Annotated in this window: 13 protein-coding genes, 1 tRNA gene and 1 pseudogene; 8 read left to right on the top strand and 7 right to left on the bottom strand. The window is 54.0% G+C overall.

What is annotated here, in order from left to right; all coding sequences use genetic code 11:
* A pseudogene (locus tag IEY38_RS18815) lies at positions 1–73 on the top strand (IS6 family transposase); the annotation flags it as partial.
* 591 nt (positions 74–664) lie between these two features.
* Here the strand turns inward: IEY38_RS18815 and IEY38_RS18810 are convergent.
* A tRNA-Leu gene (locus tag IEY38_RS18810) sits at positions 665–748 on the bottom strand.
* A gap of 199 nt (positions 749–947) precedes the next feature.
* Between IEY38_RS18810 and IEY38_RS18805 the strand changes: the two genes are divergently transcribed.
* Both IEY38_RS18805 and IEY38_RS18800 read left to right on the top strand, forming a co-directional pair.
* A complete protein-coding gene (locus IEY38_RS18805; RefSeq protein WP_005534207.1) occupies positions 948–1430 on the top strand; it encodes a DUF309 domain-containing protein in 483 nt (160 codons plus the stop codon).
* A 45-nt stretch (positions 1431–1475) separates the two neighbouring features.
* Entirely contained in the window at positions 1476–2264 is a 789-nt protein-coding gene (locus IEY38_RS18800; RefSeq protein WP_188980218.1) for a M14 family metallopeptidase, read from the top strand.
* Positions 2265–2311: 47 nt separating this feature from the next.
* On the opposite strand, the gene IEY38_RS18795 is transcribed toward IEY38_RS18800, so the two are convergent.
* Complete coding sequence (locus IEY38_RS18795; RefSeq protein WP_229775385.1) at positions 2312–2818, bottom strand: hypothetical protein; 507 nt, start codon at positions 2816–2818, stop codon at positions 2312–2314.
* 85 nt (positions 2819–2903) lie between these two features.
* On the opposite strand from IEY38_RS18795, the gene IEY38_RS18790 reads away from it, so the two are divergent.
* Positions 2904–4208, top strand: coding sequence for an acetamidase/formamidase family protein (locus IEY38_RS18790; RefSeq protein WP_188980216.1), 1305 nt, complete (start codon positions 2904–2906; stop codon positions 4206–4208).
* 21 nt (positions 4209–4229) lie between these two features.
* Here IEY38_RS18790 and IEY38_RS18785 read toward each other — a convergent pair whose 3' ends face one another.
* Positions 4230–4490 (bottom strand): ubiquitin-like small modifier protein 1, encoded by a 261-nt coding sequence (locus IEY38_RS18785; protein ID WP_188980214.1) that lies wholly within the window; start codon positions 4488–4490, stop codon positions 4230–4232.
* 236 nt (positions 4491–4726) lie between these two features.
* Here IEY38_RS18785 and IEY38_RS18780 point away from each other — a divergent pair, with 236 nt between their 5' ends.
* Positions 4727–5293: a hypothetical protein gene (locus IEY38_RS18780; RefSeq protein WP_188980212.1), complete on the top strand. Its 567-nt coding sequence runs from the start codon at positions 4727–4729 to the stop codon at positions 5291–5293.
* Between the two features lie 39 nt (positions 5294–5332).
* On the opposite strand, the gene IEY38_RS18775 is transcribed toward IEY38_RS18780, so the two are convergent.
* Both IEY38_RS18775 and IEY38_RS18770 read right to left on the bottom strand, forming a co-directional pair.
* A complete protein-coding gene (locus tag IEY38_RS18775) occupies positions 5333–6040 on the bottom strand; it encodes a LolA-like protein (RefSeq protein ID WP_188980210.1) in 708 nt (235 codons plus the stop codon).
* Positions 6041–6405: 365 nt separating this feature from the next.
* Positions 6406–6921, bottom strand: a complete 516-nt coding sequence (locus IEY38_RS18770) for a metal-dependent hydrolase (protein ID WP_188980208.1) — start codon at positions 6919–6921, stop codon at positions 6406–6408.
* A 1229-nt stretch (positions 6922–8150) separates the two neighbouring features.
* On the opposite strand from IEY38_RS18770, the gene IEY38_RS18765 reads away from it, so the two are divergent.
* Positions 8151–9425 (top strand): orc1/cdc6 family replication initiation protein, encoded by a 1275-nt coding sequence (locus tag IEY38_RS18765; protein ID WP_390182269.1) that lies wholly within the window; start codon positions 8151–8153, stop codon positions 9423–9425.
* 337 nt (positions 9426–9762) lie between these two features.
* Here the strand turns inward: IEY38_RS18765 and IEY38_RS18760 are convergent, their stop codons facing one another.
* Positions 9763–10902: a glycosyltransferase family 4 protein gene (locus IEY38_RS18760; protein WP_188980204.1), complete on the bottom strand. Its 1140-nt coding sequence runs from the start codon at positions 10900–10902 to the stop codon at positions 9763–9765.
* Positions 10903–11402: 500 nt separating this feature from the next.
* Between IEY38_RS18760 and IEY38_RS18755 the strand changes: the two genes are divergently transcribed.
* Positions 11403–12578 (top strand): glycosyltransferase family 4 protein, encoded by a 1176-nt coding sequence (locus tag IEY38_RS18755; protein WP_188980203.1) that lies wholly within the window; start codon positions 11403–11405, stop codon positions 12576–12578.
* A 118-nt stretch (positions 12579–12696) separates the two neighbouring features.
* Positions 12697–14133 carry a sulfatase-like hydrolase/transferase gene (locus IEY38_RS18750; protein WP_188980201.1) on the top strand — a complete coding sequence of 479 codons (1437 nt, stop codon included), beginning with the start codon at positions 12697–12699 and terminating at the stop codon, positions 14131–14133.
* A 10-nt stretch (positions 14134–14143) separates the two neighbouring features.
* On the opposite strand, the gene IEY38_RS18745 is transcribed toward IEY38_RS18750, so the two are convergent.
* A complete protein-coding gene (locus IEY38_RS18745) occupies positions 14144–15673 on the bottom strand; it encodes a flippase (RefSeq protein WP_188980199.1) in 1530 nt (509 codons plus the stop codon).
* Between the last annotated feature and the right edge of the window lie 134 nt (positions 15674–15807).

Here is a 15807-nt window from a genome sequence, read left to right as displayed (position 1 = left end):
ACACCACTACAACCACGAACGACCGAACCAAGCACTCGACGGACGAACGCCAGCTGAGGAGATTCAGAACTAGACAGTGCCCTACAGATAAGATGGTAATTAACCGATGGTAAAAGATTCTATATAGTATCTCAGTAACTGTAGCCTGTGTTTAGAGTTGTAACTTATTGAACTGATCTGGCACGATTTATTAGAGAGTCGGCACATCGGGTAGGCGTCACAGGCTAGTTACCGAGGGGTGGCTAAACGTGTGCGCCGCGATTCCACCTGATCCCAACGAATACTCGGAAGCATGACATCGCCTGTTTTCGGCCGATTGTGACATGGCGGACATTCCTCGGAATCCAGTCTGGACAGCGCATAGTGAACAGTATCGCTGAGACGCGACTCTGGCACATCGGTTCGGAGAATTGCGAGGGAAGATCGCTCCGTGCGAGTCTTCCGGCACCGATCGGCCGCCATCTTCGCAGCGAGACACCATCGGGGTCGATGGCGTACTCGCGACCGTGACGAAGGCCGCTCACTGTTTGCGAGGGACCGTGTCGGTCCAACAGTGCGAGGGAAGGGATTTGAACTACGCGGAGACGGGCAACTGCCCCGCCTTCTCTCGTTCAAACCCTTCCGCGTGCATCCTTCAGCGCCGCGCTGTGCGGCCCCTATGCGATGCGAGGGAAGGGATTTGAACCCTTGGACCCCTACGGGAGCGGATCTTGAGTCCGCCGCCGTTTCCTGGCTTGGCTACCCTCGCACGCGTATTGCATTCGGTACACATGGCGGTACGGTATAAATGTCGTACGGAAGCGACTCAGAGCCAGTGGGACACTATATCATTAATTGAAAGCGTTTGCGCACTGGCCGCGCTGCTATGTGGCCAGTGGTAACCTTTGATACCCACTGGGACCGATCGAACCGGTGGTTTGACCCACCGGCGAACCAATAGCATAGGCATGGACGACCACACGCGCGACCCGACCGTCGAGGCCCCCGAGGGGAACCCATCGGGCTGGCGAACCGACGGTCAATGGGAACACGAGACGCTCAGGCGAGCCGTCGTCCACGGTGTCCGTCTGTACAACTCCGGAGAGTTCCACGAGTCACACGACTGCTTCGAGGACGAATGGTACAACTACGGCCGCGGGAACACGGAAAGCAAGTTCCTCCACGGGATGGTGCAGGTCGCCGCTGGCGCGTACAAACACTTCGACTTCGAGGACGACGACGGGATGCGGTCGCTGTTTCGCACGTCGCTGCAGTACTTCCGTGGCGTCCCCAACGACTACTACGGCGTCGACCTGCTAGATGTGCGAACGACGGTAACGAACGCACTGTCGGACCCGTCGGCGCTGCACGGCTGGCAGATCCGTCTCGACGGCGAGTACCCGACGTGTCGCCCGGAGGACATCGAGTTCGCGGAGTCGCTCGAACACTGACCGAATCCGGATAATTCTAAAGGCTGGAAGCGTTAGCACGGATAGATGCGAATCGAGCAACTGGGAGACGGGGTTCCAGAGGTGGCCGTCGTGGGGAGCATCCACGGCGACGAACCGTGCGGTCGGGACGGCATCGAAGCCGTCCTTGCCGACCCGCCGGAGGTCGAGCGACCGGTCAAATTCATCATCGTGAACGAGGCCGCCCTCGATGCAAACAAACGATATCTCGATACGGACCTCAACCGATCGTTCCCAGGCGATGCTGACAGCGAATCCCACGAGGAGCGGTTGGCCGCGGCTCTCGCTGCAGAACTTCAGGACTGTACCGTGCTTTCGCTGCACTCCACGCAGTCCTACGACGGAATGTTCGCCCTCGTCGACGATCTCACGTCGGAAATGAAGACCCTCTGTAGCGCCCTCTCCGTGGACGCCGTCGTACAGACGAAAGGTGCAAACGAGGGGCGATTGTTCGCGACGGTGGACTCCGTCGTCGAAGTCGAGTGTGGCTACCAGGGCTCCGCGGAAGCCGCCGAGAACGCGGAGCAGGTCATCCGGGAGTTTCTCGCCGCAACCGGCGTTACCGCTGCGTCACCGCTACAGCGAGAGACGTCACTGCCAGTGTTCCAGCTCGGTGAGCCGATTCCGAAGGCAGCGGCCGAACAGTATGAGGTGTTCGTCAGAAACTTCGAGCCTGTGCCCGAGGGAGACCCTGTGGCAGCAGCCGACGACGAAACCGTCGTTGCGGAGGAGCCCTTCCACCCGGTGTTGCTCTCAGCCTACGGCTACGAGGACGTGTTCGGCTTTACCGCGGATCGGATCGGGATGCTCGACTGACGCGGGGTTATAGCGGGAATCGGTCCAGTCGGTATCTCACTGTCGGATTAGTCATCGTTCTGAGCGAAGACGTCGTACGAGGTATACTCGATCGTATCCGGGTCGTCCGCAAGAACCGGGGCAAGTAGTTCGTCCTCCCAGCGGAGCCACGCATCCGGATACGCCGACTTCGGGAGCGGATCGTCGACAGGCCCCCAGACAGCTTCCCAGCTAGCCTGGCTCTCGTACACCCAGACTGCTGCGAACTGGTCCGTACGGCTTCCCTTGATGCCACGCCCGATCCGGTAGTCGACCAGTCCGGGGATGTCATCGAAGAGATTCTCGTCGACTGCCGCCGTAACTGCGTCACGAAAATCGTCGGGGCTTGCCGAGTCAGCTAATTCGTACTGGTGGATGCTTACGATCATCCCGTAGTGTCGCTTTCGTTTTCTGTCACCATTGCTGTGTTCCCTGGCCCAGAGTCCCTGGCCGCTTGTAGTGGCCCAACTGCTACGTTTTGCGATGGCACAGACGGATTTGTACTCAAGCAGTCGGCCAGCCGCCGTCGTGGTCAAACCCCGTTTATTAGAGAGGTTACAGGTCAGCACACCACGCAGCCACACCATGATTTATTCTCTCACAGACCGTGCTTGAGAATGTATGTCAGAGCAAATCCAGCAGGAACTCGACGTCGACCGGTTTACACTGGGGCTCGTGGGACCGGATCAGGAATGGGCCGGCACAGTGGCCGATGGCGGGACCGTTCGCACGCACACGCCCCCGGCGTGCTGGGGGCCGATGATTACCCCCGAGTTCCGTGGCGGCCACGAGGTGACACGGCCGATCCGGGTCGAGAACGCCGAACCCGGTGACGCGCTCGTCGTCCACATCAAGGATGTCGAAGTGACGAGTGTCGCGACAAGCACGGGCAGCATGGCCGAACGCGAGGACGCCTTCGGGAGCGACCCGTTCGTCGACCACCGATGCCCGGAGTGTGGAACCGAGTGGCCCGAGAGCGTCGTCGAGGGCACCGGTGAGGACGCGATTCGGTGTGCGGAGTGTGGGGCTAACGCCTCGTCCTTTGGCTTCGAGTTCGGGTATACCGTGGCGTTCGACGAGGACCGCTCTGTGGGGCTCACCGTCGGCCCCGATGGTGCCGCGGACCTCGCAGAGCGCGCCGACGAGGCGATGGCACTGCCCGACAACTCCCGGCAACACCCGATTCTGTTGTACAAGCCCGACGAAATCCCGGGAACGCTCGGGCACCTCCGCCCGTTCATCGGGAACATCGGGACGACGCCGTCGGTCGAGTTCCCCGATTCACACAACGCCGGTGACTTCGGCCAGTTCCTCATTGGGGCCGACCACGACTGGGGGCTCTCCGATGAATCGGCCCTAGACGCCCGTACGGACGGTCATCTGGACTCGAACGACGTCCGGCCCGGCGCGACGCTCATCTGTCCAGTCGAGATAGACGGCGCGGGCCTCTACGTCGGGGACCTGCACGCCAACCAGGGCGACGGCGAACTCTCGCTTCACACGACCGACGTGAGCGGTCGCACCGAACTCGAAGTGAGCGTCATCAAGGACCTCGACATCGACGGCCCGCTCCTGCTCCCGAACGAGTCAGACCTGCCGGATATCGCCAAGCCGTACACGGATACTGAGCGGGAGGCAGGCGACGCCCTAGCCGCTGAGCATCATGTCGGCGATGTCGTCGATGCAGCGCCGCTCCAGATCATTGGGTCCGGCGCTACAATCAACGACGCCACCGAGAACGCGTTCGCACGAGCCGGGACGCTCTTCGGTATGTCAGAGGGAGAAGTCCGAGCGAGATGCACATTCACTGGCGGTGTCGAGATCGCCCGACTGCCCGGCGTTGTCCAGCTCTCGATGCTCGCCCCGATGGACCTCCTCGAAGAGCAGGGCCTCGCTGCTACCGTCCGCGAACAGTACGACCTGTAGTCGAACGGCGGCCGTTGGCGCTCACCCGCCGCGCATCGCCGGGAAAAGCTCGATCGTCGCGTCGGGTGGCACCCGCTCGTCACGGTCAGCACTGTCACCGTCGACCATCACGCGTACACTCGGTCGGAGGTCACCGTCCTCATCGACCAGCTGTGATTCGGCCCGCGGATACGCGTCGACGAAAGCTGAAATCACAGCTCCGACGGTGTCGCCGTCGACAGTCATCTCGACTGTTTTCGCTTCTGTTGCCGCCCGGAGCGGCCCGTACACGGTCACATCCACACTGCCCAGTCAGGCCCAAGACCGCAAAAAGATACGTCTCCTTTCAGTGTCGCCGCTGGATATGAACTGGCTCACCGACAATACAGCCCGACTACATCGGATACTCCGTCCCGGTTTGTGCAAATGCTATCGCGATTCGAACTGGAACCAAACCAGTAGAGTGGCCGGCTGCGATGACAGAAAGCAAACATACAGAAGAGGTTTACAACCACAGTTGAAATCGAACAACTGCTACTATGCCCTCCAAGCAAGCCGTCAGTAGCCTCGGGAGTCTGCTCGCCGTACTCGGGCTCGCCGGGGTCGCAACAGCACAGCCTACAGCCCCGGGTGGTAGTGTGGGCCCGGCGTTCAACGTCGTTCTCCGATTCGGTGTCGGGTTCGTCATTCTCGCAGTATTAGGTGCTGCAGCCGCCGCTATCGGGCCGAGATACACAACTAACGCCGTGCGGGAGATTCAGGACGACCTCGGCGGCGCAATCGGCTGGGGAGTCCTCGTCGGCATTTTCGTCCCCATCGGGCTGGTGATACTCGCACTGACGGTTATCGGCGCTCTGGTCTCAATCCCCGGACTGCTTCTCATCGGCATCCTCAGCATCGTCAGTACCGGCATTACTGCCGTCTGGGTCGGGAATTCGGTCATCGGCGATGATGGGACCGTTAGCGCGATAGATGGCGTCGCCGGCGGACTGTTACTGGCCGTCCCCTTCGCAATTCCAGTCGTCGGCGGCCTCCTCCTCAACCTCATAACGCTCGTCGGCCTCGGTGTCGTCGGACGTGGGCTGTATGAGGACTGGACGGACTGAGCGAATGTTCGCCGACGGTTGAAGCGGTTTCTCTCGGGGTCAGCTCGCACCGGGACACCCGAGTTCGTGCGGGTCGTCGTACACCTCTGGCGGAATCGAAATGGCGGTTGGGTCACCGTACTCACTGTATTGGACCGTGATCGTGGCAGTTGCAGTCGCTCCACGCTGTGATATTTCTATCTTGAGTTCCGACTGTACCGGTCGGTTCGTGCTTGGATTAACCCAGAGTCGCGCCGTCGCGTTCTCAAGCGAGGCGCGGTTTAGATCCATGTCACCAGCCTGTCGGCGATCCATGAGTGATTCGATAGTCTCGGCGCTCGGGGAGGCCGTGACGAGAACAGTCCGGTTGCCGTCGAGCGTCTCGTTGCCCCGCCAGTAGACGTTCGAGCGTTCAAAGAGCAGTAGTTGCCGATGGAGCGGCGTCGCGGTCGCCCACGGATCGGAGCGCGATACGTTCTCGACGGCGTAGCCGCCCCAAGGGTCCTGACAGCCCTGGTACGCTTTGTACCCGTCGACATAGGACTCGATCGTCTGGTCTTGCATCCGCGTCGTCGCTTGCATCCGTTTTGCCGAGACGTTTACCGCACCATCGCCGTCGACTCTCACGGTCCGTGATTGCTCACCATCCGACGCAGTCACGTGCATCTCCATCTCGAATCGGTACGCTTCGACGGCAGCAACAGTGCTGTTCGCCTCCTCAACGACCGTGACGGCTCGTTCGTCGCTCGGTGGCGAGCTATCAGTCATGAATGTACTACACCCGGCAAGGAGGGAAACCATGCATACGGCGAGGACCAATCGTCGCATACAGTGTTCTCGCTCGCCCGTCCGTCTAAAATCTCATGGGTCCGACTCGTGACAGCCCAACAGCTGAAAACAGCGCCCTCGCTACACTATAGGGGTGGCTCGCGGCAGAATGGAGTCACTGCGTCGTCAGTAACTCCAGTTTCTCATCTACGCGCGTGGGCGGCAAGCAGGTAAAGAAACAAGCACAGAATGCAAGCGAACAGGCCGCTCCGGTTGGGACTGCTGTCGGTCTGGCAATCGTTTCCGGAGAATCGTTATTTCCGCCTGATATGCAGTATTCAGGCTCCAGCGTGGTGCAGACACCGCTATCTACTGTCGAGTTGGGCTTGCAGGTCCACGACTAGCACGTACGCCACCAGCGTGAGGACGAGCACCGAAAACCCGGTCCAGAGATGCAGGTTCACTGCGCCCTCACCGACCCACTGTGGGACTGGAGAGCGTGCGACGGGCGGCTGGAGCGGCCAGAGCAAATCCGACGACACGTACAGGTTCGGCGGCAGGATTTGTTGATTATCGGCCACCAGATGTGAGAGGTGGGCGAACACAAACGCCGTCCCAAGTCGGGCCCGGTCCGTTCGGACTGCGTAAGCGATGACGACAATCGACAGCGGAATTGCGAACGGGAGCGAGTGCATAAACACCCGCCCAGAGGGAATCAGATGGAGTTCGTACGCTAACGGCTTGTCGATGATATCTGGGAACTGGCTGCCGAAGAACGTGACCGCGACTAGCTGAAGCGACGGGAGCTGTCTGTCCCGAAAGAGTGCGTACACTGCGACAGGGAGGAGGGCGATGATGAAATGCTCGCTCGGGAGGACCATTTTCTGGTTAGTAGTGCTGAGGTCATGTGCGAGGAAATGCCTTGTGTGGGTGAGGGTTTGCGTGTGCTATTGCGTTCAGATACGCAGTTCACACCGCTCGCTTCACAGAGAGCGCTGTGAGTGTTCTTTCGGGTTGTTGCATGGAGACCTGATTTCTGTGCCGCTATCGCTGGAACACACCCCACCGTGTCCAGTGTCGTTGGGAATGCAGTCGCTTTGGCTGTGTTGTCCCGATATTAAAGACTGCCTCTCCCACCCCACTGTGTCCAGTGTCTTTGGTAGCAGTTGGTCCGTGTTCGGAACGGTGTCTCTCTTTCGACGATAATTGCCAGAGCGGCTCCACGGCCGCCGCCGTGGGTGGTGTTCTGGATGGGTTAGGCGGGGACACACGTGATAGAGCGTATGATTGTCGCTGCCTGATTGACGAGAAACCTGTCCCAGACACACCTCGCACCGAGTGTACTGGCTGTCGGTGTCTGAACGACAGCTGCCAATCTCAGACACACCTCACACCAAGTGAAGATTGGTTTCTCCACTGGCTCCGATGAACGTCAGATAATGGAGTGTGAACTGGCAAAAGCCACGAAGTCGCAAGCAGAATCGAGTATCTGACCAGACTGGTATCTTAAAGTAGTCCGCGAGTGGCTCCAACAGACACACACCACGCACCGAGTGTACTGGCCACTGATAGTTGTCGACAGAGACACATCATGAGCCGAGCGGCAGCCGTGGACCTTCGGGCAGTCGTTCAAGACTTACTGCCTGATCTAATTCTCAACAAGAAGCGCCTGTTGTATCGTTCTACCCTCAGACACTGCACCGTGTCGAGTGTTCTGCGCATTTGAGATGTATGTGACGCGGGTGTGACAGGTACGGCCTTTCCAGAGTGTTCTAGTACTGCAGACAATGTGTTGTCGGAGTCTGAGACACACACCTGATTCCGAGTTAGTTCGAACTCGACTAAGTGCGTGTCTGGCTCCTAATCAAGTACGGTCGCACATAATCAGAGCTGCCAGCAGATCAGATGTCAGTTCAGCACTAACTCGGAATCAGGTGTGTCTGTTTCAATCTTAGTCTATAACAGATTTTGTGTCGGTCAGTAGTATCCTGATCTAACTCGGAACTGGGTGTGTTATCACCAGATTCCAAGTTAGTATCGGAAGACTCCTACTGCCGTTTTTCCGCAACTAAATACACTAACTAACTCGGAAGTAGGTCGAAGATATTATATGATAGTTAGAGATAATAAGGATATGGAGAAGAGCGGAGATGGAGAATTTGACGGCGGGGATGAGCTCTTTGAGGAAGTGGATGGAGATGGCAAGGGTGAAATCTTCGCGAATCGAGAACTGCTGAATATTGACCATGTTCCAGATGAAAATCGGATTGTCGGTCGAGATGAACACATTACTGAGCTAGCAAACGAGATCGGACCAGCCGTTACAGGATCACCACCGAATTCAGTGATCCTCTATGGAAAGACGGGCTCCGGGAAGTCACTCGTTGCAAATCACGTAATGGAACGAGCGCGGAAGGAAGCCCGGCGGCGTGGCCGACAGCTGGCAACGGTAACAGTTGACTGTGCACAGTCAAGGGGAGAAGCTGATACGGTTCAGACAATCGCTGATAACATTAATCAGCCGTCATCAAGTATTACAGTTCCAACACGTGGTATTTCTACTAATGAATACTATAACCGACTATGGGGAATTCTCGATACTGAGTACGATGCCGCACTAATAACACTGGATGAGGTTGACCGCCTTGGCGACGATGATGTTCTCATGATACTGTCACGGGCCCGTGAAGCCGGGAAGGTAGATGTCCCCATTGGAATTATCTCAATTTCAAATAAGGTCAACTTCCGGGAGCAAATGACTGAACGGGTCAAAAGCAGTCTTGGACACAACGAAATGATATTTGATCCATACGACGGGGAGCAGTTGCGGCAGATTCTCGAAAATCGGAAGGATGCTTTTCAAGAGGATGTTCTAGCACCTGGAGTGATACCAAAAACAGCGGCGCTGGCCGCACAACGCCATGGTGATGCCAGAAAAGCGATCCGGCTACTCCGACATGCAGGACACTACGCAAAGACAAACAGTATTCATACTGTTAAGGAAGCACATCTTGAGCTAGCCCGGGAGCAGGCTGAAGTAGACCGACTTAAGGAACTCATCTCAGGCCTTCCCCCACACAGTAAGTACGTCCTCTATGCGCTGGCAAATCTTACAGATGGGACAAAGAACAGCAATGATTGGTTCCGGACGACGATGGTTTATGATGTTTACAAGAAAGTCTGTGAAGCTGAGGCAACTGATAGCCTATCAACAGACACTGTTCGTGACCTACTTAATGAACTCGCGTTCCTCGAAATAACCGAGTCAAATCAAGAACACGGTGGCATGGGCAAAGGGACGTACAAAGAGCATCGACTCCTCTGGGATTCGAGTGTCGTTTTTAAAATGGAGCCTGATTCAGCACACGTCGACACTGATAACTGACTAACTCGGAATCAGGTGTGTGTCTCTTGATCCAGTGGTAGATTAGGAATGTATTCCAGCAGAGAGTAACGCTTGAGTGATTAGACTGGGCTCTAACGTAGCTAACTCGGAAAGAGGTGTGTGGGTGAGAAATTTCTGCAATAATTCTATAGAGTTCTGTATGGAGGCAGTGTATTAGATCTGCCTGCAGTCAGAACATTCGACACAGTAAGGGGTCCTGTCTGGACGCGGTAACAATGGTTGGTAGGACTAACTCGGAAAGAGGTGTGTGAGTACGCACTCGATAGTAAAACCGTAGATGGAGACAGGGCAGAGTTCCGGCTCGCGGCGGTGTGATTTACCACGACCCGTCAACTGCTCGCTGGTAGACAGTTTCGGCCTGATCAGCCACTGCATCCCAGTCGTATTGCTCCGCACGTTCGACAGGGTTAGCCGATGGACGCTCACCGCCGAGAGTGGCGTCGAGTCTCTCTGTAAGCGAGTCAACGGTTGGGTCAACGAGAAAGCCCGCGTCACCGACAACTTCGTCTGCCGCCGAATCCGGATGGTCCGCAGCAATTACGGTGCAGTCAGCAGCCATTGCTTCGACGAACGTAATTCCGAATCCTTCTCGCGTCGACGGAGACGCGAAAATGTCCGCAGCGCGCATGTGCCCGAGCACGTCCTCGTAGTCGTCGAGAAATCCCAGCATCGAAACGCGGTCGGCGTGGGTCAGTGAGTCGCGTTTCCTGTCGAGGCGGTCACGCTCAGGCCCGTCGCCGATGATCCCGAGCGTGACGGCATGCTTGTCAGCGATCCGGTCAAAGGCCTCCAGCAGAATATCAACGTTCTTGTGCTCAATCAGCCGGCCGGCGAAAACGATATCGTAGCCGGCGTCGGGTTGTGTGGCAGTCCGAACCTGCTCTGTGTCAAGCCCGTTGGGCACGACCTCAATATGCTCGCGAGTCGGGCCGATTGCAGCGAGGTTGTCCGCAGTGATACCAGACACTGCGATCGGATGCTGCGGCGTCCTGGCGGTCAGTTGCTCGGTGATCTTCCCACCCGGAGCGAGCAACCCGAGGTACTCCTCCCAGTACTCGCCCCAGACCTCATGCCAGGTCGTGACGACTGGCGTGCTAGTCCCGAGACTAGCAAGCTTCGTTGCAAGCACTGGAAAATACGGGAAAACACTAGCGATTGCAAGGTCGTGTTCATCGTTGGTGAGGCGTTTACGGAGCGGGGGCAGTGCGCGAACTGCGAAATCGATAGCCTCAGTGATGGATCGCCGGTCGTCTTCGTAGAGTTCTGCTTCGGGCGCGACTGCGCGCAGGGTCATCCCCTCGTGTGTGGTCTCCGCTGGGCCGTCCCAGTAGTGGCGACCGTAGATGGTGACATCGTGGCCTTTGTCGGCGAGGCGAGTCCCGATTTCGTGGATGCGTTTCTCAGCACCCCCGGTGATGAACGGATAAATCACATTGCTTATAAAACAGATGTCCATGAGCAGATGAGTCGTATCTCTTGGACCATCGTCTTGAAGACTATGTTTCGGTACAAGTCTTGGAACGAGGTTGTTCGAGGTGAATCAGTTGTCCGGTTCCGAAACAGTGAATTTGTAATCATACTGTGAAATCTGATTCACTCATCTGAAGGCATTAGGCAACTATCACGCATCGTAATTTCGTAGTCTGATACGCTGGCTCAAACCGTCGTCAAAAACCGGAAGAAAGCAATTACCGGTCTCTTGTCGATAAAACAACTATTACCCAAGCTATCTCCGCGAACACTCGAGTTTGGATAGGGGGGAGTTCAAGTACGTATTCCGGATATCACGACTGCCAGGAGGATCAGACAATATATACAAGGGGCTATACGGGTTCGTTAACCCCCTAAGTAGGGAATAAGTACCCCGTCAGTGCATTTCGAAAAGCATCTAAACTACAGTGACACCATATTTTTCTGTCGAACTGCTTATTATCCTGATAGTATTGGGATGGAGTAATGGAAATCCTGCAGACACCGGTTCGATTTCATCCCTATATTGGTGGGGTAGAGTCCTACGTCCACAGTCTTGCAAAGAAACATGTAGCCTCCGGACACAATGTTACCGTCGTCTGCGCCAAAGCTAAGACGGAGACAGGCAGGCGAGAAGTCATCGATGGGATTACTGTCCGTCGACTGTCGAGCATTGGTAAGATTGCCAATACAAATATCACGCCTATTTTACCAAAGGTGCTACTGGAGGAAGCGCGGAGCGCAGACATTATCCACACACATATTCCCACGCCTTGGAGCGCGGACCTGAGTGCCCTTGCCGGTGTAATTACCGACACCCCTGTTATTGTCACATACCACAACGACATCATCGGCGACGGCTTCGCCGACTACATTGCGACCGCATACAACCGGACGATGCTCCAGTTGACGCTCGGAATCGCCGATCGCATCATTGTAACACAGCCAGATTACATAGAAGATTCGTCGCATCTCAAACCACACACCGACAAGGTCCGAGTCGTGCATAATGGAGTCGACGTAGAACGGTTTCATCCAGTAGAACTTGACACGGCTAGAAGAGAACGACTTGGATTTGACTCGGACCGTTCGAATCTATTCTTCCTGAGTGTGCTTGATGGACATCACGGATACAAAGGTCTGGATGTATTACTCGAGTCACTTGCACAACTATCGGAGAGTGAAGAGTTGGTACCAAAATTGCTCGTCGGTGGTGGCGGTGACGCACACGCACAGTACGAACAACAGGCGACGAATCTCGGCGTTGACGACCACGTTGAGTTTCTCGGTCGTGTACCGGATGAGGATTTGGTGGCACTATATTCCGGCGCAGACCTGTTTGTGCTACCCTCAAAGTCATCGGATCAAGAAGGGTTTGGACTAGTGGTGCTGGAAGCGATGGCCTGTGAAACACCAGTTGTGACAACGGACGTGGTTGGCGTCTCTGATGACATTATTGCCAATGACGCTGGCAGTATAGTAGCTGTGGATGATTCCGGTGCACTGGCTGAAGCTATCTCTGGAGGCCTTACAGATGGTTCATTCAGTGCTGAACAGGCAAGAACGGTCTGTCGGAATAATTACTCGTGGGCTGCAAGCGCGAGTAAATTGGAGGCAATATACGAGGAAGTCACTGGACCGTCCGCAAGAGATCCTTTATAAAGCTTGACTATCTGGTCAATCTGCGTTTCGAAATCATACCGGTAGCAGTCTCCGAAGCAGGTGTCGACTTTGGAGTCCGAAAATAATTTCACTCATACTGTCAGTATTCAAAGTAGTAATGATGAGATCAAAACCAAACATTATATTTATAGTAGTTGATACTTGCCGCGCCTCAACGTTTTATAATCTTCTTGAAGGAGGAAAGCTCCCAAATTTCGAGTCGGTACTTGATGACGCAGCTATATATGAGAATGCTACCGCAGCTGCCCCATGGACCGTTCCCTCTCACGGTTCAATGTTCACGGGATTATATCCCTCGCGACATGGAACGTCTGCGAACAGTCCAAATTTTGATCCACCGAACGCAGCGATTGCACAGGTACTTCATGATGAGGGGTATCACACTGTCGGCATATCCGCTAACCCCTGGGTATCTCCCGGTTTCGGTTTTGATAAGGGGTTTGATCAATTCAAAACGGCATATGATCTATTTTGGGGCGGTGCAGAAATTGGAGATATCCGGAATCTTTCCTCACGTCGAGAGCAAATTCTTGCCCTGTCCGAGCGTGTCACACTAACGTCTAGTTTTAAAACTATCGGGAATATAGCGTATGAAAAGTTCTGGGCAAAGCGGTCTGACAGCGGTGCTAAAAAAATAACCTCTGACGCATTATCTATATTGGATAATAATCACGCCAATGCGCAGTTTCTCTTTCTGAACTATATGGAACCACATCTAGATTACAAGCCACCCGACAATCTAGCAAACGACGAACTACCGGACAACGTGGAACTACATGAAGCGCGCCACCTGAACCAGAATCCGTGGAAGTATATCGCCGGCCAGGAATCAGTTAGCCCTGAGCACTTTGAGATCCTTCGTAGTCTTTACCGTGCAGAGATCCGGTATCTCGACACTCAAATTGGCCGTCTATTGGAAGGACTTAGCAAGAAGGACATCTTAGACGATACATGTATCATTGTTGCTGGAGATCACGGTGAAAATATTGGCGACCACGGGCTAATGGATCATCAGTACTGCTTATACCAAACTCTGGTTCATGTTCCACTTGCGATCCGATATCCAGATACGGTGACTCCAAGAAGTGTAACAGATTTAGTAGAAACAAAGGATATCTACGGAACTCTGTGTGAAATAGCAAATGTGGGTGATGGAAACATCTCAAACTCATTGCTGAATGAGGAAAAAAGAGATAATCTAGCAATCTCTGAATACCCAGAACCCCAACCCTCAATGAATGCCTTGGAGCAACGGGCTGGGAAAATAAAAGACGAAGTTCGAGAGTATGACCGGTCCCTTCGCGCTATTCGAATAGGCCCTTGGAAGTTTATTGAAGGATCTGATGGCTTCACAGAGTTGTACAATCTCAGAAAAGATCCGACTGAAACAGCTCCAGTAGACGATACTGACCAAGCTGATCGGCTTCGCAGTAAGTTAACGAATGAACTCGGCGAGCTGAATGACGGCACGAACGAAGAGGCGAGTGTCAATGAGACCACTCAGAGCCGACTGGAAGACCTGGGCTATATTTAGGTGATATAAACTAAACGCCTTTTTTGACGATCTTTTTTACTATTTCAAGGTTCTTTCCTGTTTTTGATTCGATCTGTCTAACCAAATCAAGATCAGCTTCATCTACGCTTGAGGTGAGAATGAGAACTACTGGCTGAAGGAGGGTGAGACTGATACCGACAGCAATCAACCCGACTAGTCCAACGGGAGAAGGAAGAATTCCAGAGACCAGTATAGCAAGTACAGACATAACACCAATATGTTTCGCAATATTGACTGAAAACGGAGATCCGCCTGTTAAGTGATATATCCAGATTAATTCAACTCCATTGTATATAATATACCCAGAAACAGTAGCAATAGCCGCTCCAGATATCTCAAACGTTGGAATTAGCAGAAAATTTAGAATGATGTTTGACAGAAGGCCTAGTGCACCAGAAAACAGCTCAATTCGAGGGCGGTCGATTGCTTTGACCATATCTCCGTCAAGTCCACTAACAGCGCGAAATAGTAGTCCAGCACTCAGAATGGTCAAGACTGGTGCTGCAGGTAGATAATTGTCCCCGAACAGTATTTTGATCACATCCGGAGAAAACAAGGCGAACAATAACACTGGGGGGAGTGTTATCAGAAGTATCCATTTCGTAGTGATTGTGAATATTTGATCCAAACCATCCGTGTCTCCTTCCGTATAATATTCTGTCGCCACTGGTAGAAAAAGAAAGGTGAAAGAACCAAGGGCAAACGTCGCGATCTTTTTTAATGGTTGCACCGCCCGATAGTAGCCCACTTGATTCGACGGCAAAAAATAACCAATCATCAGAATATCCACTCTATTTAGAAGAAGAAAAATCCCAGATCCGATAGCAAGCGGCCATGAGAAGTCCCAAAGCTTACGAACGGTTTTTTTATCAGGTGGTGTTTCAAACGGACTCCGTAGTAATTCGCTTGTCACGATAAAATACAGAGCGATAACCAGTGCGAATAAAGGGCCGACAATCCAGTATACAATGGCACCACTAAATTCTCTGCCCCCTATTATAAATAGAAGGAGAGAGGTGAATGCTATTCCTCTTCCACCGATGTGCTGTGCTATTACCGCAGGAAGGGTTCTTTTTTGAGCGCGAAGAGTCGCAAGTGCAGCTCGTGAAAGGGGGTAAACAATTAAAAACGGGGAGAGCAATAGCAGGTACTCATACACATAATCTGCGGACATGAAGTTTGCAATCCAGCCTCTCGAAAGGTAAAGACCGCCAATGGCAACAACAGCGGAAAGTAGTACCAGGCTGAACCCAGCATAAAGTATCTGAATCTGACGTTTCCCAGCTTCAGCTGCTGAAATTTGACGGGTAATTCCCTGGTGGACCCCAAGCAACGAAATAGTCCCGAGGGAAAATACGATGGTATACGCTAAGGTTATCTCCCCATACACTGAGGGAGGAAGGGATCTAGCGATAATTACCTCAGCTAATAACCCGATAGAGTTCCCGAAAATAGTAGCTAATAGCACAATTGCCGCGCTTTTTGCCAATTTAGATAGCGTTGAGCTGTGTGTATTCACAAGTCTCTAGGAACAGACAATCTCTGTCATCTCTTCAATTTTTGGAAAAATAATATTACTGCTGAACCCGTTGATGAGTTTGCCAAGTGGCGTTTTTCAATAACAGGCCATCATCAGGACCTGGCCAGCGAACT

Origin of the sequence: Haloarcula sebkhae, assembly GCF_014647415.1 — an archaeon.
GTDB lineage: Archaea > Halobacteriota > Halobacteria > Halobacteriales > Haloarculaceae > Haloarcula > Haloarcula sebkhae.
This window is presented reverse-complemented; position numbering and strand designations above follow the sequence as displayed.